At 66.0% G+C, this 24,479-nt stretch carries 18 protein-coding genes; 7 read left to right on the forward strand and 11 right to left on the reverse strand.

The features are described 5' to 3' along the window. Positions 1–66: 66 nt before the first annotated feature. A complete protein-coding gene (locus IVB23_RS34310; RefSeq protein WP_247801479.1) occupies positions 67–5,712 on the reverse strand; it encodes a negative regulator of septation ring formation in 5,646 nt (1,881 codons plus the stop codon). A gap of 396 nt (positions 5,713–6,108) precedes the next feature. On the opposite strand from IVB23_RS34310, the gene IVB23_RS34315 reads away from it, so the two are divergent. Continuing rightward, complete coding sequence (locus IVB23_RS34315) at positions 6,109–6,483, forward strand: Hpt domain-containing protein (protein ID WP_247801480.1); 375 nt, start codon at positions 6,109–6,111, stop codon at positions 6,481–6,483. Between the two features lie 167 nt (positions 6,484–6,650). Further along, complete coding sequence (locus IVB23_RS34320) at positions 6,651–6,971, forward strand: 2Fe-2S iron-sulfur cluster-binding protein (protein ID WP_008143731.1); 321 nt, start codon at positions 6,651–6,653, stop codon at positions 6,969–6,971. A 15-nt stretch (positions 6,972–6,986) separates the two neighbouring features. Here IVB23_RS34320 and IVB23_RS34325 read toward each other — a convergent pair whose 3' ends face one another. Further along, complete coding sequence (locus tag IVB23_RS34325) at positions 6,987–7,454, reverse strand: thioesterase family protein (RefSeq protein ID WP_247801481.1); 468 nt, start codon at positions 7,452–7,454, stop codon at positions 6,987–6,989. A gap of 182 nt (positions 7,455–7,636) precedes the next feature. On the opposite strand from IVB23_RS34325, the gene IVB23_RS34330 reads away from it, so the two are divergent. The 3 genes from IVB23_RS34330 to IVB23_RS34340 all read left to right on the forward strand — a co-directional run bounded on the left by IVB23_RS34330 (position 7,637) and on the right by IVB23_RS34340 (position 9,998). Continuing rightward, on the forward strand, positions 7,637–8,665 hold the full coding sequence (locus IVB23_RS34330) for an NAD(P)/FAD-dependent oxidoreductase (protein WP_197966867.1): 1,029 nt from the start codon (positions 7,637–7,639) through the stop codon (positions 8,663–8,665). Positions 8,666–8,770: 105 nt separating this feature from the next. Beyond that, the gene (locus IVB23_RS34335; RefSeq protein WP_061878900.1) at positions 8,771–9,364 is read left to right on the forward strand and encodes a DUF2147 domain-containing protein; all 594 of its coding nucleotides are present in this window, start codon (positions 8,771–8,773) and stop codon (positions 9,362–9,364) included. Between the two features lie 277 nt (positions 9,365–9,641). Beyond that, positions 9,642–9,998 carry a hypothetical protein gene (locus IVB23_RS34340; RefSeq protein WP_247801482.1) on the forward strand — a complete coding sequence of 119 codons (357 nt, stop codon included), beginning with the start codon at positions 9,642–9,644 and terminating at the stop codon, positions 9,996–9,998. A 135-nt stretch (positions 9,999–10,133) separates the two neighbouring features. Here the strand turns inward: IVB23_RS34340 and IVB23_RS34345 are convergent, their stop codons facing one another. Further along, positions 10,134–11,498 carry a HAMP domain-containing sensor histidine kinase gene (locus IVB23_RS34345; protein WP_197966865.1) on the reverse strand — a complete coding sequence of 455 codons (1,365 nt, stop codon included), beginning with the start codon at positions 11,496–11,498 and terminating at the stop codon, positions 10,134–10,136. Next, complete coding sequence (locus IVB23_RS34350; protein WP_061878903.1) at positions 11,495–12,175, reverse strand: response regulator transcription factor; 681 nt, start codon at positions 12,173–12,175, stop codon at positions 11,495–11,497. Before IVB23_RS34350 ends, IVB23_RS34345 begins: the two co-directional genes overlap by 4 nt. A 342-nt stretch (positions 12,176–12,517) precedes the next feature. Here IVB23_RS34350 and IVB23_RS34355 point away from each other — a divergent pair, with 342 nt between their 5' ends. Then, the gene (locus IVB23_RS34355; RefSeq protein ID WP_061878904.1) at positions 12,518–13,405 is read left to right on the forward strand and encodes a MipA/OmpV family protein; all 888 of its coding nucleotides are present in this window, start codon (positions 12,518–12,520) and stop codon (positions 13,403–13,405) included. 6 nt (positions 13,406–13,411) lie between these two features. Then, positions 13,412–14,152 carry a hypothetical protein gene (locus IVB23_RS34360; RefSeq protein ID WP_247801483.1) on the forward strand — a complete coding sequence of 247 codons (741 nt, stop codon included), beginning with the start codon at positions 13,412–13,414 and terminating at the stop codon, positions 14,150–14,152. A 6-nt stretch (positions 14,153–14,158) separates the two neighbouring features. Here IVB23_RS34360 and garD read toward each other — a convergent pair whose 3' ends face one another. From garD to IVB23_RS34395, 7 genes are all read right to left on the reverse strand, one after another. Next, entirely contained in the window at positions 14,159–15,700 is a 1,542-nt protein-coding gene (gene garD, locus IVB23_RS34365) for a galactarate dehydratase (protein ID WP_197966861.1), read from the reverse strand. 110 nt (positions 15,701–15,810) lie between these two features. Further along, positions 15,811–17,259 (reverse strand): aldehyde dehydrogenase family protein, encoded by a 1,449-nt coding sequence (locus IVB23_RS34370; RefSeq protein WP_061881982.1) that lies wholly within the window; start codon positions 17,257–17,259, stop codon positions 15,811–15,813. A 77-nt stretch (positions 17,260–17,336) separates the two neighbouring features. Further along, positions 17,337–18,680 (reverse strand): glucarate dehydratase, encoded by a 1,344-nt coding sequence (gene gudD / locus IVB23_RS34375; RefSeq protein ID WP_197966859.1) that lies wholly within the window; start codon positions 18,678–18,680, stop codon positions 17,337–17,339. A gap of 26 nt (positions 18,681–18,706) precedes the next feature. After that, complete coding sequence (kdgD, locus tag IVB23_RS34380; RefSeq protein WP_197966858.1) at positions 18,707–19,651, reverse strand: 5-dehydro-4-deoxyglucarate dehydratase; 945 nt, start codon at positions 19,649–19,651, stop codon at positions 18,707–18,709. Positions 19,652–19,775: 124 nt separating this feature from the next. Further along, on the reverse strand, positions 19,776–20,681 hold the full coding sequence (locus tag IVB23_RS34385; protein WP_061881977.1) for a LysR substrate-binding domain-containing protein: 906 nt from the start codon (positions 20,679–20,681) through the stop codon (positions 19,776–19,778). A gap of 121 nt (positions 20,682–20,802) precedes the next feature. After that, on the reverse strand, positions 20,803–22,143 hold the full coding sequence (locus IVB23_RS34390; RefSeq protein ID WP_247801484.1) for an MFS transporter: 1,341 nt from the start codon (positions 22,141–22,143) through the stop codon (positions 20,803–20,805). Between the two features lie 354 nt (positions 22,144–22,497). Further along, positions 22,498–24,450 (reverse strand): hypothetical protein, encoded by a 1,953-nt coding sequence (locus tag IVB23_RS34395; RefSeq protein ID WP_061881976.1) that lies wholly within the window; start codon positions 24,448–24,450, stop codon positions 22,498–22,500. Positions 24,451–24,479 lie beyond the last annotated feature (29 nt).

A 24,479-nucleotide genomic window follows, 5' to 3' on the forward strand; every position in this document is an offset into this window, starting at 1 on the left:
AAACAAAAAAAGGAGGCCTCACGGCCTCCGTTTTCATTCGCTATTCGCGATTCGCGAGCTTCCGCTTTACCCCAGCCGGCCCGCCGCATGCGCGAGCAGCGTGTACACCAGCCCCGTCTCCGAGGTCAGGTGGCCGCGCAGCTCTTGCGGGCCGCGGCCGTCGCGGGCGACTTCGTCGAGCAGGCGCTCGAACTCGGCGACGTAGCGGTCGACCGTGCCCTTGAAGTTGCGGTCGGCGCGGTACTTGCGGGCGACCTCGTCGAACGCCTTCTGGCCGGCGGGCGTGTAGAGACGCTTGGTGAAGGCCTTGTTCTCGCCGCGCTGGTAGCGGTCCCACATTTCGGCGGCGAGGTTGCGGTCCATCAGCCGGCCGATGTCGAGCGACAGCGATTCCAGCGGATTGCCGCCACCCTGCGGGGCCTGCGGCAGCGGCGCGGGTGCCGCGCGGCCGCGGGCGGGCTCACGGCCGGTCGGAGCGCCCTGGTTGGCGTCCGTGCGGCTCAGCAGGTCCGACAGCCAGCCGTCGCGGCCCTGGTCGGTGCTGGAAGGTGCAACCGGCGGCGCTTCAGTGCGGCGCGAGGGAGCCGGCATGCCGAGGTCCGGCGGCGGCAGCGTCGAGGCGCTGCCGGTGTCGCGCATGCGCGTCTCGGTCGCTCGGCCGCCGACAGCCGCCATCATCGGCTCTTCCTGACGCTGGACGGCGACAGAAGCGCGGCCCGCGGTGGTGACGTCGAGGCCGCGGCCATGCTGGGCCACGATGCGGTTGAGCTCGGCGAGGGCCTCGATCTGGTCGACGATCACCTTGCGCATCTGCGCGGTGCTCTCTGCAGCCTCCTGCGGCATCTCGAGCACGCCGCGGCGCAGCTCGTTGCGGGTGGCTTCGAGCTCGTTGTGCATCTCGAAGGCCATCTGCTTCATGCTGGAGACGAGGTTGGTGAACTTCTCGGTCGACTGCTTGAACATCGCATCCGCCTCGTCCGTGGTCTGGCGGTAGATGTCGTGCATCGCCTCGATGGTCTGGCGGTGCTCCTCCTCGGAGGCCGCGCGCACCGCCTCGAACTGGCGGGTGATCGCGGCCGAGCCTGCGCCGGCGGTCTCGGCGACCACGCGGGCGATGTCGCGAGCGCGCTCTTCGGCGGCCGCAAGGGATTCATCGAGCAGTCCGGTGAAGCGCGACAGCCGCTGGTCGAGATCGGCCGTGCGCAGGTCGATCGTGGTGACGAGCGATTCCAGCGCCTGCTTGCGTTCGGCGAGCGAGGCGGTGGTGTTCTTGTTGCTCTGCTCGACCACCTGCGCGGCCTCGACCAGCGCCTGGCCGTGCTTGTCGAACTGGATCGACAGCTCGCCGAGATCCTGCAGCGCCTTCGTGGTCTTGCTATTGAAGACGTTGAGCTGCTCTTCCAGGTTCTGCGTCGCCGCGCCATTGCGCGAGGTGACGTCGTTCATCGCCGAGACGAAGTCGGCGACGCGCGTCACCAGCGCCCGCTCGAGCGAGTTGAGGTTGTCGTGCGCACCGGTCAGCACCTCCTGGAGCAGGATGTTGCCTTCGCGCAGACGCTCGAACAGCGCCACCGTGTCGGTGCGCAGGATCTTGCTGGTCTCCTGCATCTCGGTGACCGCCGCGATCGAGACCTGGCGCGACTGGTCGATCGCGGAACGCGAGGCCTGCTCGAGGTCCTTGAGCGACTTGCCGACCGCGCTGGTGGCGATCTCGCTCGCCGCGTTAATGGTGCGGGCGACTTCCGAGCCGTTGCCCATCATGGTCTGCGAGAAGGCCTGGCCGCGCGTCTCGATCGACTTCAGCGCATCGGAGGTGACGCGGTCGATGTCGAGCGTGAGCTGGCTGGTCTTGGAGCCGATCGCGTCGACCAGCGCGCCGCGCTTGGCGTCGATCATGTTCGACAGGCGGTCGGCCTGCTGCTGCACATAGGTGACGATCTCGTCGGTCTTGCCGGTCATGGCCTGGCCGAAGCTGCTGCTGGCGGCGAGCACGGAGCGCTCGACGTCGGCCGAGCTCGACTTGACCCGCGAGCTCGCCTCGTTGGAGGCCGAGATCAGCGCGTTCTGGGCGTTGAGCGCGCTGGTCTGGATGTCGTTGGTCGCGTTGGCGGCCGCCGCGCTCAGCGTGCGCTCGATCTCGGTCGAGATCGTGCGGATCTGGCTCGCGGCGTCGGCCGAGGTCGAGGTCAGCGAGATCTGCGCCTCACGCGCGCTGCTGAGGATGGTCGAGGCGGTGTCGGCGCCGACCGCGGTCAGCGTGCGCTCGATGTCCGTCGTCAGCGACTTGATCTGGCTCGCCGCATCGCTCGAGGCGGAGATCAGTGAGCCCTGGGCCTCGCGAACGCCGCTGGTGAGCGCCTCGATGGTGGCGCCGCCGGCGGTCGCCAGCGCGCGCTGCATCTCGGCCGCGAGCGAACGGACCTGGCTGGTTTGTTCTGCGGAGACAGCAAGAAGAGTGCTCTGGGCGTCACGGGCGCTGGTGGTGATCGTCTCGGCGGTCGACTGGCCGACCTGCGAGAGCGAACGATGCATTTCGGCCGCGAGCGACTTGACCTGGCTCGCCGCATCCGAGGATGCCGTGACCAGCGTGTTCTGGGCCTCGCGGGCGCCGCTCATGATGGTCTCGGCGGTGGAGGTGCCCGCCATCGTCAGCGAGCGCTGCACGTCCGAGGACAGCGCCTTGATCTGGTTGGCGGTCTCGGTCGAAGCCGCGACCAGCGCGCTCTGCGCATCGCGGGCGCCGGCGGTGATCGATTCCGCCGTGGTGGTGCCGGCCATGGTGAGCGAACGCTGCACGTCGGCGGTGAGAGTCTTGACCTGGTTGGCCGCGTCCGAGGAAGCGGTGACGAGGGTGGTCTGCACCTCGCGGGCGCCGGCCAGGATCGAGGCTGCGGTGGCAGCGCCTGCTGCCGACAGCGTGCGTTCGACGTCGGTCGCGAGCCCCTTGATCTGGTTGGAGGCATCGCCCGATGCCGCGACCAGCGTCGACTGCGCTTCGCGGGCGCTGGTCAGGATCGAGTTCGCCGCACCGGTGCCGACCGCGGTCAGCGCCTGCTCGACCTCGGCCGAGGTCATCCTGAGCTGGGCATTGACGTCGGAGGAGACCGTCAGCAGCGACTGCTGAGCGGTGCGCGCGCCGGTCTGGATCGTCTCGCTGGTGTTGACGACGAGGTTGGTGAGCGAGCGTTCGGCGTCCTCGACATGCGAGCGGATCGCGGTCGAGATCATCTCGGCGCGGGACATCATGTCCTCGCTGGCCTGGCGTCCACTGCTCTCGATGCGGCCGGCGACGGCCTCGACGCGCGAGCCGAGCAGGTCCTCGAACTGCGCCACGCGCACGTCGATGTCGCTGGCGACCGAGCCGACCTTGGTCTCGATGGCCTGATGGATCTCCTGGAAGCGCGCCGTGACCGTGTCGGTCAAATGCGTGCTGCGTCCGTCGATGATCTCGGTGACGCCGGTGATGCGGCGGTCGACCGCCTCGATCGCCTGCGCGGTGCCGTCCGTGAGCGTCGAGCTCAGCAGCGTCAGGCGCGTGTCGATCGACTGCACCGCCTGCGAGGCGCCGTTGGTCACGGCGGTGGTCAGGTAGGTGAGGCGGGAATCGATGGATTCGAGCGCCTGCGTCGCGCCGCCGGTGAGCGTCGTCGTGAGATGCGTCAGCCGCGTGTCGATCGACTGGATGGTCTGGGATGCGCCGTCGGTCAGCGAGGTCGTGAGGTAGGTGAGGCGGCTGTCGATCGACTGGATCGCCTGCGCGGCACCGTCGGTCAGCGACGTCGCCAGCGTGTTGATGCGTCCGTCGATGGTTTCGGTCATGGACTTCGCGCGGCTGTCGAACGACTGTTCGAGCGCGGCGACCCGGCCCACGAGCTGCTCGTCGAAGGTCCTGATGTGGCCCTCGATCGTGCCGTCGAGGCTGGCGATCTTGCCGTTCAGCGAGGTGTCGAGATTGCTGACGCGCTCGCCGACCGTGGTCTCGAATTGCACGAGGCGCTGGTCGAGCACCGCCGTGATCTCGCCGCCGTTCGCCGTGAAGCGGGTATCGAAATTGTCGACATAGGTCTTCAGCGTCTCGGCGATGTCCTGCGTGCGCTGGCCCATGCGCTCGACAATCTCGCCGCCGAAGGTCTTCACGGTCCGATCGAACTCGGAGATGTGGCGCGTGATCAGCGCGCCCAGCGTGCCGGAGTCGCGAGCGAACTTCTCGACCAGCTCGGTGCCCTGGTTCCTCACCAGCTCGTCGAAGGCGCTCATCTGCAGCGACAGCGAATCGTGCGCGGTCTCGGTCTGGCTGACGACCTTGGCGACCAGCGTGTTGACGGTGGCGTCGAGCGCCTCGCTCGCCTTGTCGCCGCTCGTCATGATGTGGCTGGCGAGCCGGTTGCCGGCGTCGTCGATCTTGGCGGAGATGTCGTTGGAGCGCAGCTCGAGCTCGAGCAGCAGCGAGTCCGACGAGTTCTTCAGGGAATCGTGCACCTGCTCGGTGCGCTCGGAGATGCCGTCGACGATCGCGGCGGAACGCTGCTCGAACTCGCCGGTGATGCGGTCGATGCGTTCGTTCAACATCTCGTGGACGCGGTCGGCGAGATCGACGAACTCGTCGTGGACGTGGCCGGTCTTGAAGTTGAGGCTGGTGGTCAGCCGCTCGCTGGCGTCGAGCACGGCGCGCGTGGTCTCGTTGCTGGCTTCCTCGAGGCGGTCGAGCAGGTCGCCGCCGCGCTCGCCGAGCGCCAGGATCATGTTGTCGCCGGCATTGCTCAAGGCACTGGTGATGTGGGCACCGCGCTCTTCGAGCGCGCCGGTGATGGACTTGGCAACCTCGTCGACGCGGGAGGCGATCGCATCCGAGATCAGCGCGATGTCGTGGCGCAGGTCGATCTGCACGCCGGAGATGGCGCTGCGGACCTGCTCGGCCTGGCCGACCAGATTGTCGCGCTGATGCGCGATGTCCTGGAGCAGGGCGCGGATGCGCACCTCGTTGTCGCTATAGGCGCGCTCCAGCGCGGCGACCTCGTTGGCGACCAGCGTCTCGAGCTCGCCGGCGCGCGCAATCGCGCGCTCGATGCCGTCGCCCATCGCCGCGACCTCGCGGCGGATGGCCTGGCCGACCGTGACCATGGAATCGGAGGCCGAGCCTTCGGGCTCGGAGAAGCGGATTGCGACCTGCGCCATCGCCTGCGCGATCATGCGCATTTCCTGACCGCGCCAGACGAGGCTGGCGAGGAAGTAGAACAGCATGATCGGCGCGAAGACCATCGCGATCAGGCCTGCGATGACGAGAACGCCACTGCTCTGGCCCAGGGCGGCCTGGATCGAGGGCAGGAAGCCGACGGTCAACGCGGCGCAGGCGGCGAGCCAGACGGCGGCGAAGATGGTGGCGAAGGTATAGACGCTGCGGGCAGGGCGGCCCTTCTGAAGCGCCTGGAGCAGCTGGCCGATGGTCTCGCGGTCGTCATTCGCGGCGCGGCGCGATGAGAGCGGCTCCTCGACCGTATCGAACACTGTCGCCCGCTCATTGGCGGCCGGTCGCGGCTCGAAGCTCGGCTCGTCGAAGATCGGCGGCGCGGGCGGCACCGGGGGCGCCGCTTCGTTGCGCGCGGTGGCGTTGCGGCTGGTATCGGCAGCCGTGTCACTGATGTTCAGGGCTTCCTGGATCGCAGAAAGCGCAACTTCTGTGGGGTCTTTGACCTTTTTCGGAGTGTTCGCCATGTTCAGTCCGAGCCCTCGTTACTTGTACGCGTCCCCCCGCGAGCCCTGCGCTCGGCGCAAGCCCACAGACCGGATCATGCCGCTTGCGCGGATCTCCGAGCCGTCCCCACCCGGACGGCTTGTCCGCCAATTTCCGCAACATCCTATTGGCAGAGCGTCGCGAATGAAATGCCCGCGATTAAGACAATCTTAATCATCGTTAACAGGATCGCGCCCTAACGCCTTAGCAATAAATGCAATTCCCCACCGAACTCGGCAGATTGCGGCAACTTTCCGTCAACAAGCGGGCGGATCTGCGTCAAACGGCTCGAACATTTCGTTAACCATTTTCGTGCTTGGCTGAGGGGAACCTGACCGCCGGACCGGCGGCCGCCGCGCGATGCAGGGGCCTGCGCCATGACGCCTGAACTGCAACGGATGGACTGGATGCCTTCGCCCCCGCTTGCACCGATCGACAGTCCGCTCGACCTCGATCACCTCTCCCGGATGACGCTCGGCGACATTGCACTGGAGCGAGAAGTGCTGGCGATGTTCGCCGAGCAGGCGGGCCGCCTGCTCGCGGCGATGGCTGCGAGTCCGGCCGACGCCGGCGCGCTCGCGCACAAGCTCAAAGGTTCGGCGCGCGGGATAGGCGCCTTTGCGGTGGCCGATGCCGCAGCCAGCCTGGAGTGTGCGATCCGGACCGACCATGGCCGGTCCCACGCCTTCGCCGCTCTGAAAGAGGCGGTGACCGAGGCCCGCGCCGCAATCGAGGCGATCCTGAAGCCGTAAGCCGATACGGTCAGAGACGGGCCCCTAGTCTTTTGTTTTGACGCGTTTTCTTCCCGCAAAGCGGGATTCATTCTTCGCATCAAAACGCTATGGCGCCGGGCTAACCGACCCGTTATAGGACAGCCCGGACCTCCTTCATTCCCAGCACCGCGGCAGTACGAGCACACATGGCCAAGATTCACTTTGTCGACCACAAGGGCGAAACCCGCACGGTAGAAATCGAGAACGGCGCGACCGTGATGGAAGCCGCGATCCGCAACAGCATTCCCGGTATCGAGGCCGAATGCGGCGGGGCCTGCGCCTGCGCGACCTGCCATGTCTATGTCGACGAAGCCTGGCGCGAGAAGGTCGGCAGCCCGACGCCGATGGAAGAGGACATGCTCGACTTCGGCTTTGACGTGCGCCCGAATTCGCGCCTGTCCTGCCAGATCAAGGTTTCCGACGAGCTCGACGGTCTCGTGGTGGCGACGCCGGAACGTCAGGCCTGATCGTCCCTCGCTATATCAACTGCGCGGTGCCGCGACCTCGATGCCGCGCTTGTGCCAGGGTCTGAGCTTCTCGATCACCTCTGCGGTCAGTGGCGCGGGTCGCCGCGTGGCCTCGTCGAGCAGGACGCCGACCGACGTCGCTGACGCAATGCACGTCCCGTTCGAGAACACGACCTGTTCGAAGGTCACGGACGTCCGTCCAAGCTTCACCACGCCAAGGCCAAGCTCGATCGTATTGGGCCAGTGCAACTCGGCGCGAAAATGCATGTCGAGCCGGACCATGATCCAGGCGAGGCCCGGCGGGGTCAGCCCGTATTCGGGAAGCTTCATCAGCGTGACACGGCCGGTCTCGAAATAGGTGGCGTAGACCGCATTGTTGACGTGCTGGTTGGGATCGAGATCGCCGAAGCGGACGTTGTCGCTGAGGCGAAACGGAAAGTCCTCAAGGCGCGGCGTCAATTCGAGGCGGGCGGGTGCGTTCACCGATTGATCTCCGTCATATCCAACCTCGTTACAACCCAGTTATTTTGGCCCGGCAAGTGGGCGCGGCTGCGGGGCGCTCCCGCTTTTATGCCTTCCCTGTTCCATTCCCGTTGGCTAGACAGGCAGGGTCACCTCTGCCCGACGGGCGCCGTCCAACCGATAACGACCAAAAAAGAGACGACATGAGCGACGTAATCAAAACCGATGTGCTGATTATTGGCGCCGGCCCTTGCGGTCTGTTCGCCGCCTTCGAGCTCGGCCTTCTCGACATGAAGACGCATTTTGTCGACATCCTCGACAAGGTCGGCGGCCAGTGTGCCGAGCTCTATCCGGAAAAGCCGATCTACGACATTCCCGGCATTCCGCATGTCTCCGGGCAGGGACTCACCGACGCGCTGATGGAGCAGATCAAGCCGTTTCACCCGACCTTCCATCTCGGCGAGATGGTCGAGACCGTGGAGAAGATCGGCGATCCCGCCTTCCGCTGCACCACCGATGCCGGCAAGGTGTTCGAATGCAAGGTGGTGGTGATCGCGGCCGGCGGCGGCTCGTTCCAGCCCAAGCGTCCGCCGGTGCCGGGCATCGAGGCCTATGAAGGCACTTCAGTCCATTACGCCGTGCGCAAGATGGAGACGTTCCGCGACAAGAACGTGCTGATCGTCGGCGGCGGCGATTCAGCGCTCGACTGGACGCTCAACTTGCATCCCTTGGCCAAGCGCATCACGCTGTTGCACCGACGCGACGAATTTCGCGCCGCACCCCACAGCGTCGAGCAGATGCGCGCGCTGGTTGCCGGCGGCAAGATGGATCTGCGGCTCGGCCAAGTCACCGCGCTCTCCGGCGCTGACGGCAAGCTCACCGGCGCGACCATCAAGGGCAATGACAACAGCGTGAGCGAAATCGCCTGCGATACCATGCTGCCGTTCTTCGGGCTGACTATGAAGCTCGGCCCGGTCGCGAACTGGGGCATTGCGCTGGAGAACAATCTGGTGCCGGTCGAGACCTCCGCGTTCGAGACCAACGTATCAGGCATCTTCGCCATCGGCGACATCAACACCTATCCGGGCAAGCTCAAGTTGATCCTGTGCGGCTTCCACGAGGGCGCGCTGATGTCGCAAAAAGCCCATCGCTACGTCTATCCGGAGAAGCGGCTCGTGTTCCAGTACACGACGTCGTCCTCCAGCCTGCAAAAGAAGCTCGGTGTCAACTGAGGGAACGCAGCGGGGAGGCGGTGCCCCATGTTTCTGGTGCTGGAACCGTTCGCGAAATCGCCGTAGTCTGCGGCCATTCCGGTCGTGGAATAGCAAGGTGATCTAATGCGGATTTTTTCCAGCTTTCGGCTGCTCTCCTTTCTCGCGCTGGCATTGTCGCTCGCGACGGTGAGCCCGTGTGCGGCGCAGAGCGCCGAGCCCACGGCGGCAGGCCTCTGGCAGAAGGTGGAAGACGGCAGGACGGTCGGATGGTTCCTCTTCATCGACCACAACGGCGTCTTCGAAGGCGTGATCGCCAAGACCTTTCCGCGGCCGACCGACGACCCGAACGAGGTCTGCAGCAAATGCACCGACGATCGCAAGAACGCCCGGGTGCTCGGCATCTCCTTCGTCCGCAACATGAAGCGTGAAGGATTGAAGTACGAAGGCGGCAACGTGCTCAATCCGCGCGACGGCCAGATCTGGAAGGCCAACATGCGGATCAGTCCCGACGGCCAGACCCTGACGCTGCGCGGCTATCTCGGCATCGCGCTGCTCGGCAAGGACGAGACCTGGACGCGTCTGCCTGACGCCAACATCGCCCAGATCGATCCCGCCATCGTCGCGAAGTATCTGCCTGCGCAAGCCGCCGCAGCGAAGCCGTCGGCGCCCGCGACGAAGAAGGGCGGCGGCATGATGGCGCCGGCACCGAAGCAGTAAGGCCCGCAAAGCACTGCGCTGCCTGATCGGCGGTAGCTTCGACGCCCGGTCATTTCCCGCATGGGCGACGGTCTGCGCGGCCACGTTCGCCGAATGGCGACCGTGTGCCGGCTTTGCTCCAGTAGTTCCCCGGAATGCGCGCTGGCGCCGGATTTGCATAGCTGTCGGCAAAGCTGCTGGGGGAGCGAGTCGCGCCGTCTCCACGCCCGTCGCGCGCCACGCGGAGGGTGGACGGCAGCGTTTGCCTCGCGGCGATCACTTCGACCGCGGAGACGACATGAGACCTGCCATATCAGGTGTGGCCACGCTGCTGGGGTTGACGACGCTGCTCGCGGCTTCGGCGCTGGCGCGCGACGACGGCCGCTACGCCAACTCGCCGCTAAAACCCTGGTTCGAGAGTCTGCACAGCGAATTCGGGCAGTGCTGCTCGGATGCCGACGGCTACGTCATTGCCGACGTCGATTGGGAGTCGGATCGCGGCCGCTACCGCGTGCGGATCGACGACGAATGGGTCGTGGTGCCCGACGGTGCCGTGATCACCGTGCCGAACAAGTTCGGCCGCACCATGGTCTGGAAGCACTATGTCGACGGTCATCCGCGCGTGCGCTGCTTCATGCCGGGCAGCATGACGTAGCCGCCATCAATCTTCGATGTCGTTCCGGGGCGGCGCGGCAGCGTCGAACCCGGAATCGCGGGGTTTGCGCGAGATTCTCAGGTGCGCGCGCACCAGAGTTCGCACGTCGTGCGTCCCGGAACGACGACAACCAGCTCAATGTTCTTGCAGGTCAAGCTGCGGAGATTTGACCGGAGCGGTGGCTGCGGGAAAGCGCAGGCTCATCGTCGTGCCGCGGCCGGGCGCGGAAGAGATGATCAACTCGCCGCCATGGGCAGCCATGATCTCACGGACGATCGACAGGCCAAGCCCCGCGCCATCACTCGCGGCGCTGCCGGTCTGAAATGGCTCGGTCAGCCCGTGTTGGGCGCCATCGGGCAGGCCTGCGCCGTCATCGTGAATCGAGATACGGTCGCGGCCGAGCGTGGCGACGATGCGCCGCGCGCCATGGGCATGGATGAGCGCGTTGCCGACGAGATTGGCAAGCGCGCTGCGGACCGCAGCGTCCACGCCCTGCACCATGAATGGACCTTTCCCGTCCTGCTCCAGCGCAAGTTCGATGCCGGCGTCGAGCGCCGAGGGGCTGAAATCGGCCAGCACATCCAGCGTGATCCGGGCAAGATCGATCGGCCGCTTCGCGATCGCGTGATTTTGCAGGCGCGCGAGGTCAAGCATGGCCGAGACCAACGAGGTCAGGCGGCGGACGTCGCGCACCAGCTCGGCCTTCAGGGCCGGATCGGGCACGTCGTCGATCTTGGCGCGCAGCAGCGTCAGTGGCGTGCGGAGCTGATGGGCTGCATTGCCGAGAAAGCGGCGCTGCATCCGGATATAGGCGTCGATCTCGCCGAAGGCGCGGTTCAGCGCCTCGACCAGGGGCTTCAACTCGGAGGGGACTTCGGACAGCGATATCAAACCTTGCGGGGCCGAGGGATCGATCGCGAGCGCGCGGTGCGCGACCCGTTCGATGCCGCGCGAGACGAAACGTGCAGCAAGCGCTGAACCGATGGCGACGGTCGCCGCAAAGGCCAGCGCCACCAGCATGATCGAAAAAATCCTGTTGACGAGGAAGTTCCCGGCCATTCGCCCGAAGCGGACCTGAGGCTCGCCGACCATCGTCGTGAGCCGCAAGGAGCCCCGTTGCGCAACGGCGAGACAAAACGTGTTGTTCTGGTCGGGGGTGCTGAAGACCGACAGGCCGACGGGCCCGCGATAGGGGAACGCGAACGGAAGCGGTGGCCGGTGCTCGCTGCCGTACTCGCTGACGAGATCGCCCACCGACACGACGTACCAGAGGTTCGGGCTGTCCGCCTTCAATTCCTCGAGCGCGGGAGTCGGACGAACCGTCAGGTTTTGCCCATCGATATCAGTGGCGCGATCGAGAACGGCGGCCACGACCCGGCAAGCCCTGAATTCGCGTTCCTCCAGCGGGTACCTCGAGACGAAGATCGCGACCATGATCAGAAAGATCGCCGTGGCGGCGATGCCGAGCGAGAATGCAAACGTCCGGGCGATCGATCTCATCGCGGTGTCGCCAGCCGCAGGATGTACCCGATGCCTCGCATGCTGCGGATCTCGACGTCGCCGCCGAATGCGGCCAGCTTCTTCCTCAGGCGCGAGACCTGCGCTTCGAGCGTGTTGGACTCGATCTCGTCGTCGAAACCGTAGATCTCCTCGATCAGCGCGGCGCGGGTGATGACGCGGTCGCGGCGCATCAGGAGGGCGGCGAGGATCAGTGCCTCGCGCCGCCGCAGCAGGATCTTCCTGTCGGCGACCACGACTTCGTTGCTGCCGAGATGCAGCTCGACATTGCCGAGCGAGAGCACGGAGGGCGCGAGCAGCCGGGGCCGTCGCAACACGGCGCGCACGCGCGCAATCAGCTCCTGAGGCTCGAACGGCTTGCCGAGGTAGTCGTCGGCGCCGCCGTTGAGGCCGTCGACGACGTCCTCCTTCGTGTCCTTGGACGTGAGCATGATGATCGCGGGCCGTTCAGCCAACCGGCTCAGTGCCGTGACCACCTGGAGTGCATCTCCGTCGGGCAGCATCCGGTCGACGATCGCGAGGTCATATTTGAAGTTCTCCAGCGCCTGGCTGGCCTCCGCAATCGAGCCGACGATGTCGACGATACCGTGCAGTTGCCCGAGCAGCCGGCTGATATAGGCGCCGATCTGCGGTTCGTCTTCGATCACGAGGGAACGCACGCGGGTCGTCCTTGACTCTGCTGGGGCAACAAAACCCTGACCGTGACGCTCCCTGGCCGACGCCTGGCGTTTCGGCTCGTGCGCTAGGGTTCCATTAGGGTAGCGAGCTTGGCGAATAAAAGGCAGGAACGGGAGAGTTCGCAGGCACCGCCCGTCAAGATTTGAGGGCGCGGCTGCGGCGCGGCAATGTTCGGGCAATGTTGATCCGGCGGCGCCTGGCGCGCGACGTCTCGGACGACGGCTCTCGCCTTGCAATCTTGGGGCAATTTTGCCGGACCACATGCTGTGGCTCTGAACCACACGAGTCGACCAGGCCCGCAAGGCCGGTCCGGGGGCCCCGCAATGATGTTTTTCGAAGAAGCCGCTCTCCGCCTCACGGCGACCGCGCGGCGGACGACTGCCTGTCTCGCCGCGCTCGGTGCGATCTTGACGACTGCGCAATCTGTATCGGCGCAGAGCGCGTTCACGCTGCCAGCACCACCGTTCGAACTGCCGATGCTGCCTTCACCGTCCGGAAACTGGACCGTCATGGTCGGCATCGGCGGCGAATACACGCCTGACTTCGTCGGATCGAAAAACAGCAAGTTTCTTCCGATCCCGATCTTCACGATCCGCCGCGCCGGATCGATCGACCAGTTTCGCGGTCCGCGCGACAGCGCCAGCATTGCGCTACTCGACGTCGGCAATTTTCGCGCCGGGCCTGCGTTCAAATACGTCTCCTCGCGCAAGAGCGACAAATATTCCGAGCTGACCGGCCTCGGCAATGTCGACGCCGCCTACGAGCTCGGCGGTTTCGTCGAATATTATCCGGTCGACTGGCTGCGCCTGCGCAGCGAGCTGCGCCAAGGCTTCGGCGGCCATACCGGCACCGTGGCCGACGTCTCGGCCGACGTCATCGTCCCGCTCATCCAACGGCTGACGATCTCGGCCGGTCCCCGCTTCACCTGGAAGAGCACCAACGCGACCGCGCCCTATTTCGGCGTCGACGCCACGCAAGCCCTGGCATCGGGGTTGCCGGTCTACGATGCCAGAGGCGGCGCGCATTCTGTCGGCTTCGGCAGCCAGATCTCCTATCGCATCAATCCGCAGTGGGAGGTCCACGCCTATGTCGAATACGAGAAGCTGCTCGGCGACGTCGCGGACAGTCCGCTGGTGAAGCTGCGGGGATCGTCGAACCAGACGACGGTCGGCCTCGGAGCATCCTACTCGTTCGATTTCAGGATTCGATGAGCCGCCATGCGCCGCACTGCATTTCTATGGATTGGCCTCGCTGCAGCCTGCGTCGCACTCGGCGCCGCCGCGGCGTTCGAGACGCGCGCCAGCCGCATCCAGGCGATCAAGACCGTGGGCATCGTCTCGGCGATCGGCGAGGAAATGAGCCTCACGCGAGCCGGCCTGACCGGGCTCGGCAACGTCGCGCAAAGCGCTTCGATCAGCGCGTGGGGGCTGGACGAGCTGATCGTTCAGCAGGTGACGCGGCTCTTGAGCGGACGCTTTCGCGTGCAGCCGGTGAATTACAGGCGCGCCGCCTTCGTTGCCGTCAGGGATTCGGCGGTTGCGCCCGTCAACCTCCTGCGCGGCGATCCGTTCAAGGAATTGGTTCGCAGCGATATCGCGCCGCAGGGGTTGGACGCGTACATCGTCATCACCCGGGCGAGATCGAAGCTCGGCAATGGACGCAACGTCGAGGGCGTCGGGCTCGCCGAATACCGGACGCTGCTGGCCGATTACGGCCTGATCCACGCGCTGTACGAAGTTCGCGTCATCGACGGCAAGACGTTCGACGTGATCGAGAAGCGGGCGGCTGCGCCGCTCGACAATACCGGGACCGTGCGGATTGCCGGCCCGAGCGGACCGGTCGACGAGACGTTTGGCGGTCCGGCTTCAGGAGAACGGTTGCGCGCAGCGATCGCGGATCTCATCACGCGCAGCCTGCCCGTCACTCTGGGCGACATGCACCTGATCGATGGTCAGTGAGGGGCCTCAGGTCACCGGCGCCGGATTGAACAGCGTAAGATCGTTGTGGATGCCCCAGCGGTCCGACCACGGCTTGGTGCGGCCGGAGGCGACATCGAGGATCAGGCGGAACAGGTCCCAGCCGCATTCCTCGATGGTCTTCTCTCCGGTGGCGATGCTGCCTGAATCGAAGTCGATCAGGTCCTTCCAGCGCCGCGCGAGCTCGCTGCGCGTCGCGACCTTGATCACGGGCGCAGCCGCGAGGCCATAGGGCGTGCCGCGGCCGGTGGTGAACACTTGCAGCGTCATGCCCGACGCGAGCTGCAGCGTGCCGCAGATGAAGTCGGAGGCGGGCGTTGCCGCGAACAGCATGCCCTTCTGCGTCGCCTTCTCGCCGGGCGAGAGCACGCCGGTGATCGCGCTCGAGCCGGACTTCACGATCGAGCCCAGTGATTTCTCGACGATGTTGGCGAGGCCGCCCTTCTTGTTGCCCGGCGTGGTGTTGGCGCTGCGGTCGGCGCCGCCGCGGGCGAGATAGGAATCGTACCAGGCCATCTCGCGCACCAGCGCGCGGCCGACATCCTCGTTGATCGCGCGCCGGGTAAGCAACTGGATGGCGTCACGCACCTCGGTGACTTCCGAGAACATCACGGTGGCGCCGGCGCGCACCAGGAGGTCGGCGGCGAAGCCGACGGCGGGATTCGCGGTGACGCCGGAGAAGGCGTCGCTGCCGCCGCATTGCAGGCCGATGACGAGATCGGAGGCCGGGCAGGTCTCGCGCTTGCGGGCGTTGAGCACCTTCAGCCGGGCCTCGGCCTGGGTCATGATCGCATCGACGATGGCGCCGAAGCCGTCGAAGGCTTCGTCCTGCATGCGCACGATGGCATCGCCCACGCCCTCCGGCACCAGCCGTTCCGGCGCCAGCTTCTCGCAGCCGAGGCCGACGACCAGGATCTCGCCGCCGAAATTCGGATTGAGCGCGAGGTTCTGCAGGGTGCGGATCGGCACCACCGCGTCGGGCGCATTGATGGCGACGCCGCAGCCATAGGCATGGGTCAGCGGCACGACGTCGTCGACGTTCGGATACATCGGCAGCAGTTCGGCGCGGATGCGCTTGACCGCATATTCCATCGTGCCCTTGACGCATTGCACGGAGGAGGAGATGCCAAGGATGTTCTTGGTGCCGACCGAGCCGTCCGGATTGCGATAACCCTCGAAGGTGAAACCTTCGAGCGGCGGCAACGGCGCGGGGACGGCGGTGGAGATCTCGAGCTTGTCGAGGGCAGGAGCCTCCGGCATGCGGATGCGTGCCTCGTCCACCCATTCGCCGGCGAGGATCGGCGACAGCGCGTAGCCGATGATCTCGCCATAGCGGATGATTGGCGCGCCTTGCGCGATGTCGACCAGCGCCGTCTTGTGCCCTTGCGGCACGAAGGCGCGCAGCGTCAGTCCGCTGGCGAAGCGGGAGCCGGCGGGAAGCCCGAAATCATTGACCACGATCGCGACATTGTCGCGCTCGTTGAGCTTGATGTAGCGGGGCTTCTCTTTCGCTGCGACGTCCTGGTCCATGCAAGGACTCCGGATTTGTAGGGTGGGTTAGCGCAGCGTAACCCACCAATATCTGTGTCCGCGGAAGCAGAAGAGGTGGGTTACGCTGCGCTAACCCACCCTACGATATCTCAGCCCGGGAACGTATAGGCCGTCTTCACCGTCGTGTAGAACTCGCGGGCATAGGAGCCCTGCTCGCGGGCGCCGTAGCTCGAACCCTTGCGGCCGCCGAACGGCACGTGATAGTCGACGCCGGCGGTCGGCAGATTGACCATCACCATGCCGGACTCGCTGTTGCGCTTGTAGTGCGAAGCGTATTTCAGGCTGGTGGTGCAGATGCCGGAGGCGAGGCCGAACTCGGTGTCGTTGGAGATCGCCAGCGCCTCCTCGTAGTTCTTGGCGCGGATGACGGCGGCGACGGGGCCGAAAATCTCCTCACGCGCGATGCGCATGTTGTTGCTGGCTTCGGTGAACAGCGCCGGCTGCAGATAGTGACCGGGGTTCTCGCGCTTGAGCAGCTCGCCGCCGAAGGCGAGCTTGGCGCCCTCGTCCTGGCCGATCTTGATGTAGCGCAGGTCCTGGTCGAGCTGGCTCTGGTCGACGACGGGGCCGATATGCACGCCGGCCTTGAGCGCGTCGTCCACCGACAGGCCCTTCAGCCGCTCGGCCATCGCCGCAACGAAGCGGTCGTGGATGCCGTCGGTGACGATCAGGCGGGAGGAGGCCGTGCAGCGCTGGCCGGTGGAGAAATAGGCGCCGTTGACGGCGACCTCGACGGCGGTCTTGAGGTCGGCGTCGTCGAGCACGACCAGCGGATTCTTGCCGCCCATCTCGAGCTGGAATTTCTTCATGGGGTTCGACAGCACGCAGGCCTGCGCGATCTTGCGCCCCGTTTGCACCGAGCCGGTGAAGGAGATCGCGGCGACGTCGGAATGCTCGAGCAGCGTCTGGCCGACCACGGAGCCGGAGCCGACCACGAGGTTGAACACGCCGGCCGGAATCCCGGAACGGGTGATGATCTCGGCGAGCGCATGTCCAGAGCCAGGCACCAGCTCGGCAGGCTTGAACACGACGGTGTTGCCGTAGCAGAGCGCCGGCGCGATCTTCCAGGCGGGAATCGCGATCGGAAAATTCCAGGGCGTGATCATGCCGACGACGCCGACCGGCTCGCGGGTGAGCTCGACGTCGAGGCCGGGACGCACGGAGGCGCCCTTCTCGCCGATCAGCCGCAGCGCTTCACCGGCGAAGAACGCGAAGATCTGGCCGGCGCGGGCGACCTCGCCGATGCCTTCCGGCAAGGTCTTGCCTTCCTCGCGGGCGAGCAGGCGGCCGAGCTCTTCCTTGCGGGATAGAATTTCGAGCGAAATCTTGTTCAGCGCGTCATAGCGCTCCTGCGGGGTCGAGCGCGCCCAGGCCGGGAAGGCGGCCTTCGCGGCGGCGATCGCCTTCTCGGTCTGCGCCTTGTCGGCCTTGGCGTATTCGCCGACGAGGTCGTTGGTGTTGGAGGGGTTGATGTTCCTGGTGACGCCGGAGCCGTCGACCCATTCGCCGCCGATGAAGTTCTTCAGGATCGCTGTCATCTTTTCCTCCATGTTCAAGGGACATGATCCTATCGGAAAACCGGTGTCCACTTTCCCGGGATCATGCCTGACGTTTCTTATCGCACGAGGCACGGACGCTTGTCGTCGAAGGTCCAGCCCGGGATCAGATCCTGCATGGCCATAGCGTCATCCCGGGCGCCGAGTCCATGCTTCTTGTAGAGCTCATGCGCAGCCTCGATGGCGGCACGGTCGATTTCGATGCCGAGGCCGGGACGATCGGGCACTGCAATCTTGCCGCCCCTGATCTGGAGCGGCTCTTTCGTCAGCGCCTGGCCGTCCTGCCAGATCCAGTGGGTATCGATCGCGGTGACCTTGCCGGGGGCGGCGGCGCCGACATGAGTGAACATGGCGAGCGAGATGTCAAAGTGATTGTTGGAGTGCGAGCCCCAGGTCAGGCCGTTGTCGCGGCAGGTCTGGGCCACGCGCACAGAGCCTTGCATGGTCCAGAAATGGGGATCGGCGAGGGGGATGTCCACCGCGCCCAGGCGGAGCGCATGGGAGAGCTGCCGCCAATCGGTGGCGATCATGTTGGTCGCCGTCGGCAGCCCCGTGGCGCGGCGGAACTCGGCCATGATCTCGCGGCCGGAGAAGCCGGCCTCGGCGCCGCAGGGATCCTCGGCATAGGCGAGGATGCCGTGCATGCCCTTGCAGAGCCTGACGGCCTCGTCCAGCGACCAGGCGCCGTTCGGGTCCAGCGTGACGCGCGCGTTCGGGAAGCGCTTGGCAATCGCGGTGACGGCCTCGATCTCCTGCTCGCCGCGGAGCACGCCGCCCTTGAGCTTGAAGTCGGCGAAGCCGTAGTGGTCGTGGGTCGCTTCCGCGAGCCGCACCACGGTCTCGGGCGTCAGCGCCTCCTGGTGGCGCAGGTTGAACCATTCCGCCTTGCCGCTCTCGCCCGCGACATAGTCGAGCTTCGACTTGCGCCGATCGCCGACGAAGAACAGATAGCCGAGCGTCTCGACGCTCTTGCGCTGCTGGCCTTCGCCGAGCAGGGCTGCGACCGGAAGGCCGAGATGCTGGCCCAGCAAATCAAGCAGTGCGGATTCGATCGCCGTGACCGCGTGGATCATCACGCGCAGGTCGAAGGTCTGCTTGCCGCGGCCGCCGGCGTCGCGCTCGGCGAAGGCGGTGCGGACGTCGGCGAGGATGTTGTTCATCGCGCCGACGGTCTTGCCGATGACGAGATCGCGGGCATCCTGCAGCGTCTGCCATATCTTCTGTCCGCCCGGCACCTCGCCGACGCCGGTGTGACCGGAATTGTCGGTGAGGATGACGATGTTGCGGGTGAAGAACGGCGCATGCGCGCCGCTGAGGTTGAGGAGCATGCTGTCGCGGCCCGCGACCGGGATCACCTGCATCGCGGTGACGACAGGTGCGCCAGAGATATCGATCCGGGCCATCGCGCGCTCCTCCCCCGTCTATCGGATTATTCTGCCGCCTGTTGTGTCGATCGGATGGCGGGCAGATTCTTCACCAGTGCGGTCAGCTCCGCCATCTCCTGCTCGGTGAGGTCGGTCAGCGGCGGCCGGACCGGGCCGGAATCGCGGCCGATCACCTTCATTCCGGCCTTGATGATCGAGACCGCATAGCCCTTCCTGCGGTTGCGGATTGCGATCAGCGGCAGGATGAAGTTCTTCAGGCCGGCATGGATGGTCTCATGGTCGCGCCTGCGCACCGCGGCGTAGAAGCTGGTGGCGAACTCCGGCACGAAGTTGAACACCGCGGAGGAATAGGTCGTCACGCCCATGTCGAGATAGGGCAGCGCGAACGTCTCCGCGGTCGGCAGGCCGCCGATATAGGTGAGGCGGTCGCCGAGCCTGGTGTAGACGCGGGTCATCAGCTCGATGTCGCCGATGCCGTCCTTGTAGCCGACCAGGTTCGGGCAGCGCTCGGCGAGGCGCGCAAGCGTGTCGGGCTGGAGGATGGCGTTGTCGCGGTTGTAGACGATGACGCCGATCTTCACGGCGGCACAGACCGCCTCGACATGGGCAGCGAGGCCGTCCTGCTCGGAATGGGTGAGATAGGGCGGCAGCAGCAGGAGGCCGTCGGCGCCGGCCTTTTCCGCACCGATGGCGATCTCGCGCGCGATCGCGGTGCCGTAGCCGGTGCCGGCAAGCACGGGCACGCGCCCCTTGGTCTCCTCGACGGCGACCTTGACGATCTGCGGGACCTCAGATGGCGTTAGTGAGAAGAACTCGCCGGTGCCGCCGGCGGCGAACAGGCCGGCAACGTCGTAGCCGCACAGCCAGTCCATGTTGGCGCGGTAGGTCGCCTCGTCGAAGGAGTAGTCCGCCCTGAACGGCGTGACGGGGAAGGACAGGAGGCCGGATCCGATCTTTCGGGCCATGTCCTGCGGGGTCATCTTGCTCACGGGCGCTGCTCCCTTCGTGCGTGTTGCGGAGGACGCAAAGCCTGCGCGTCCATGCGCCGTGGTTTAGGAGACCGTTCGATGCGCGTCCAAGCCAAATCCTATATCGACCGATGCGGCTTGAGCATCAATCCTCCGGCAGCTCCGCGGAGGATAATTCGCCGGCGGTTTTGACCAGCGCCGCCAGCAGCGGATTCTCGTCCTCGCGCCGCCAGACCATGAACAGTTCGACGGGCACGCGGCTGCGCAGCTTCAGCGGCCGCAGCCGCACGTCGGAGATCTTCAGGTTCGCGGCGGCGGCCGGCACGATGGCAAGCCCGAGGCCGGCGCGCACCATCGCGAGGATCGAGTGGATCTGGCTGAGATGCTGGACGTAGCGCGGCAGCACGTCGGCGCGGGTGAACTGCGCCACCAGGAGGTCGTGGAAGTAGCGGCTCTCATAGGGCGAGTACATCACGAAGGGCTGGTCGTCGAAATCCTTGATGGCGATGCTGTCGGCGTTCGCCAGCGGATGCTTCCTCGGGATCGCCGCGAGCAGCGGCTCTGCGACGACGCGGCGGCTGGCAAGCTCGGGACGCGCGATCGGCGGCCTCAGCAGGCCGGCATCGATCTGGCCGGAGGTCAGCGCCTCGAACTGGTCGCCGGACACCATCTCCTTCAACGAAAAATCGACTTCGGGCAGCTTGGCGCGGCAGGCGGCGACGAGCTCGGGCAGGAAGCCGTAGGCGGCGGCCGCGGTGAAGCCGATCTTGAGCGAGCCGATCTTGCCGAGCGCGATGCGGCGGGCGACTTGCGAGGCGCTTTCCGCAAGCTTGAGGATGCGCCGCGCCTCCGGCAGGAAGCTGCGCCCGGCAGGGGTGAGGCGCACCGAGCGGCTGGTGCGTTCGAGCAGCGACGCATCGATGATGTGTTCGAGCACCTGGATCTGCCGGGACAGCGGCGGCTGCGTCATGTTCAGTCGCGCGGCGGCGCGGCCGAAATGCAGCTCCTCCGCCACGGTGACGAAGCAGCGGAGTTGGTTGAGGTCGAACATCGATACATGCCTTAGATGGATAAGGCGTTTCCCCGGCACTTCTAGCATCGATCACCCCCAATACAAAGACGGCGGCTGGTGAGCCGCCGCAAGTTGCCTGGTCAAGCTCCCGTGAGAGCCCTCAGGAGGAACCTTTGAGCACCACCCGCTCGATCTTGCCGACGATGACGAGATAGGCGAACGCCGCCACCAGCGCGTTGAGGCCGACGAACACCAGCGCGCCGTTGAACGAGCCGGTCGCGGCCAGGATGTAGCCGATCACGATCGGAGTGGTGATCGAGGAGAGATTGCCGAACGTGTTGAACAGGCCGCCGGAGACGCCGCCGGCCTCCTTCGGCGACGTGTCGGAGACGACGGCCCAGCCGAGCGCGCCGATGCCCTTGCCGAAGAAGGCGAGCGCCATGAAGCCCACCACGAGCGCCTGTCCGTCGACATAGTTGCAGGCGATGATCGACATCGACAGCAGCATGCCGCCGACGATCGGGATCTTTCGCGCCATGGTCAGCGAGCCGGTCCCGCGCAGGATCGCATCGGAGATGATGCCGCCGAGCACGCCGCCAATGAAGCCGCACAGCGCAGGAAGCGTCGCGACGAAACCGGCTTGCAGGATCGACAGCCCGCGCTCCTTGACGAGGTAGACCGGGAACCAGGTCAGGAAGAAATAGGTCAGCGTGTTGATGCAGTACTGGCCGAGATAGACGCCGAGCATCATGCGGTTTGAGAGCAACTGGCGGATGTGGTCCCACCCGGAGCCGGATCGAGGCGCGCGTTCCTCTTTCGGCGCATCGAGATCGACCAGCGCACCGCCGTTCCTGATGTAGTCGAACTCGGCCTCGTTGATCGAAGGATGCTCCTTCGGGCCATAGATGGTCTTGATCCAGACGAGACCCATGACGATGCCGAGCGCCCCCATCACGAAGAACACGAAGCGCCAGCCATAGGCGTGCGCGATCCAGCCCATCGGCGGCGCGAAGATTACAGTCGCGAAGTACTGTCCCGAATTGAAGAAGGCCGACGCGGTGCCGCGCTCGTTGCCGGGAAACCACGCCGCGACGATGCGGGCATTGGCAGGAAACGACGGTGCTTCCGCGACGCCGACGAGGAGGCGTAGCGCAAACAGCACGACGACGGCCGCGCCGGCGCTGAGGAAGCCGACCCAGCCCTGCATCAGCGTGAACAGCGACCAGATGATGATGCTGAAGGCGTATACGAGGCGCGAGCCGTAGCGGTCGAGCAGCCAGCCGCCCGGGACCTGCGCGATCACATAGGACCAGCCGAAGGCCGAGAAGATCCAGCCCATGGCGACGGGATCGAGATGCAACTCCTTGGAGAGCGCAGGGCCTGCGATCGAGAGAGTGGCGCGGTCAGCATAGTTGACCGTGGTGACCAGGAACAACATGGTCACGATGAACAGCCTGACGCGAGACCGCCTCACGTCCGCTGCGGACAACACTGCGCTCATCATGCGCCTCCTTAGAACTCGAACATTTCCTCGAGGCGAGTCCTAGAGGCGCGCGCGGCAAAGTGTCCAAGTTCAAGGGAGTATCGATCGATGCCGTCTTTGGATCGATGGAACGGCGGGTTTGGGGGAGCGATTGTGAGAGAGTGAGAATGCGAGTCACGGGCTCGTCATTGCGAGGAGCTCTTGCGACGAAGCAATCCAGTGTCCTTCCGCGGAGAGAATCTGGATTGCTTCGCTGCGCTCGCAATGACGGGTGTAGCGGCAGCGTAGCCCGCATGAGCGAAGCGATCTGCGGGGAGAGAGTTGTCACGGATGTCGCTTTGGTTCATCCGGGCTACAATACCGTCGTCTTTGCTACTGCTGTGCGCTTGGCAATAGCTGCGGCAGGAATCCCCGCGTCACGTTCGGCGGCACCGCATCGAGCCCCAGCACGGCGCTCGCGGCCGGCAGCGCCGCGTCCGCCATCGCGGCGTGGCCTTCGGCGCTCGGATGCACGGCGCCGCCGTAGACGGCGGAGAGCACGCCCCAGGTCGCGTCGTGAATGTCGGTCGGCTGGCTCGCGGCCGGCAGGCCCTGCGGATAGGTCATCGCCGCGAAATAGCTGTCATTGGCGTCGCGGATCCAGCGCGCGCGGGGCAAGTAGGCGCGATATTCCGAGGCGCCGCGGCCGCACAGCATGGGCTGGCTCGCTGCGCTGACAATGTCCGGATTGAAGCTTTGCCCGTTCTCGGCAAAGCAGGCCCGGTCGAATTCGGGGTCATTGCCCGAATGGGCGCAGAAGCCATGATCGGCGAACGTGGCCTGGTGCGCATCGACGAAGGTCATGCGGTCGGCTTCGGGATCGCGGCACAGCGCACCGCGGGTGCAGGTGGCGAGCCCTTTCAGCTGCGGCAGGAATTCGGTGTCGACGAAGGTGGAGACGCGGGCGAGGCGCTGCGGATCGGCGTTGAAGGACGGATGGATGTCGAAGCCGGCGCGGCCGCCGCGGCAGGGAACGCCGCCGTCGGCGAGCGCAGGATTGGCATAGGAGACGTAGACGACGCGTGAGAGGTCGCCGCCGACGAGCGGCTTTAACGCCTCGCGCAGCTTGACGAAGCTTTGCGGCAGCTCACGCGTCAGCGCATCGCGGGAATCATCGACACTCGCCATCACGCCGGAGCGGCGGAATAGCGTCCGCTCGGTCGCGGTATCGACGATGACGTCGGCGACGAGGCCGGAGAAGTAGACGTCGTTGGCGCCGACCGAAAGCAGCACGAGATCGAGCGTCCGATCGGGCTGGCGCTTCTTTGCCGCGGTGAGCGCTTCGCGCAGCTCGGCGACCTGCGCGTTCACGCTGGTGTTGCAGACGCCGGTCTTGCCGGGCGGGCATTCGCGGGCGCGCTGCGAGCCAAGCAGCCCGTCGGCAATGCTGGCGCCGGTGCAGGCGAGCGGCAGGAAGGTCACGGCGATGTGGGTGTAGCGCACCGCGAGCGCCAGCGCGGTGCGGGCCTGGTAACTATAGAGCGAGCGGTGGCAGGGCGCGTTGAACCAGAGCGCACTGTAGCGCTGCCAGTTGGCGAGCGTATCCGGCGCCTCGCAGGCGCGGCCGCCCTTGAAGCCGTGGCGACTCGGCCGGTAGTACTGTGCGCCTGCGGTACCGAGATAGGAGCGGAAGCAAAATCCTTCGTCCGAGAGTGCCAGCGGCCGGTCCGGATTGCCCTCGCCGGAGGCGATGCTGTCCCCGAGGCCGGCGACGAAAATGTCGCGGACACGGATCTCGGTCTGGAGGCGCTGGGTCGGATCGGAGCCGGCGGAGACATCGACGGTCGCGACCGTCTGCCTGCCGTAGCGGACGCGCAGATTGATCGGCTCGGCGCAGTCGAAGGTCGATTGTTGCGGACCGTCGCCGTCGTCGAACGACCAGGCGCAGGTGGCGCCGACCGGCACCGCGCCGGTTAGACGTACCGTCACCGGATGGTCGATCGGGGTGATGTAGTTCTCTTTGACGTTGTCGCGGGTACAGGGCTGGTTGACCCGGCCCTGGAGGTCGATGCAGAGCCGGTTGACCATGTTGCGGGCCCAGCCGCGGCCTTCGCTCTGCAGCTCCAGCGATTGCTCGGCGGCGAGGATGCTGCGGTTGCGCGCGTTCTCGACATGGAGCAGGAAGTCGCGCTCCTCGCGAAACAGCCGGAAGCGGTTACGCACCTCCCAATCGATCTGCATGGCGCCGGCATCCTGTGCGGCGGCGCGCTCGGACGGCAAGGCAGTCAAAAGCCCGGAAAGCAGCAGAGCGCCCGCGGCGAGAGTACGAAGGGATAAAGGGATCATGGCCCGGGTCTTCAACGGCAAAGTTGAGG

Origin of the sequence: Bradyrhizobium sp. 191 (assembly GCF_023100985.1) — a bacterium.
Classification (GTDB): Bacteria; Pseudomonadota; Alphaproteobacteria; order Rhizobiales; family Xanthobacteraceae; genus Bradyrhizobium; species Bradyrhizobium diversitatis.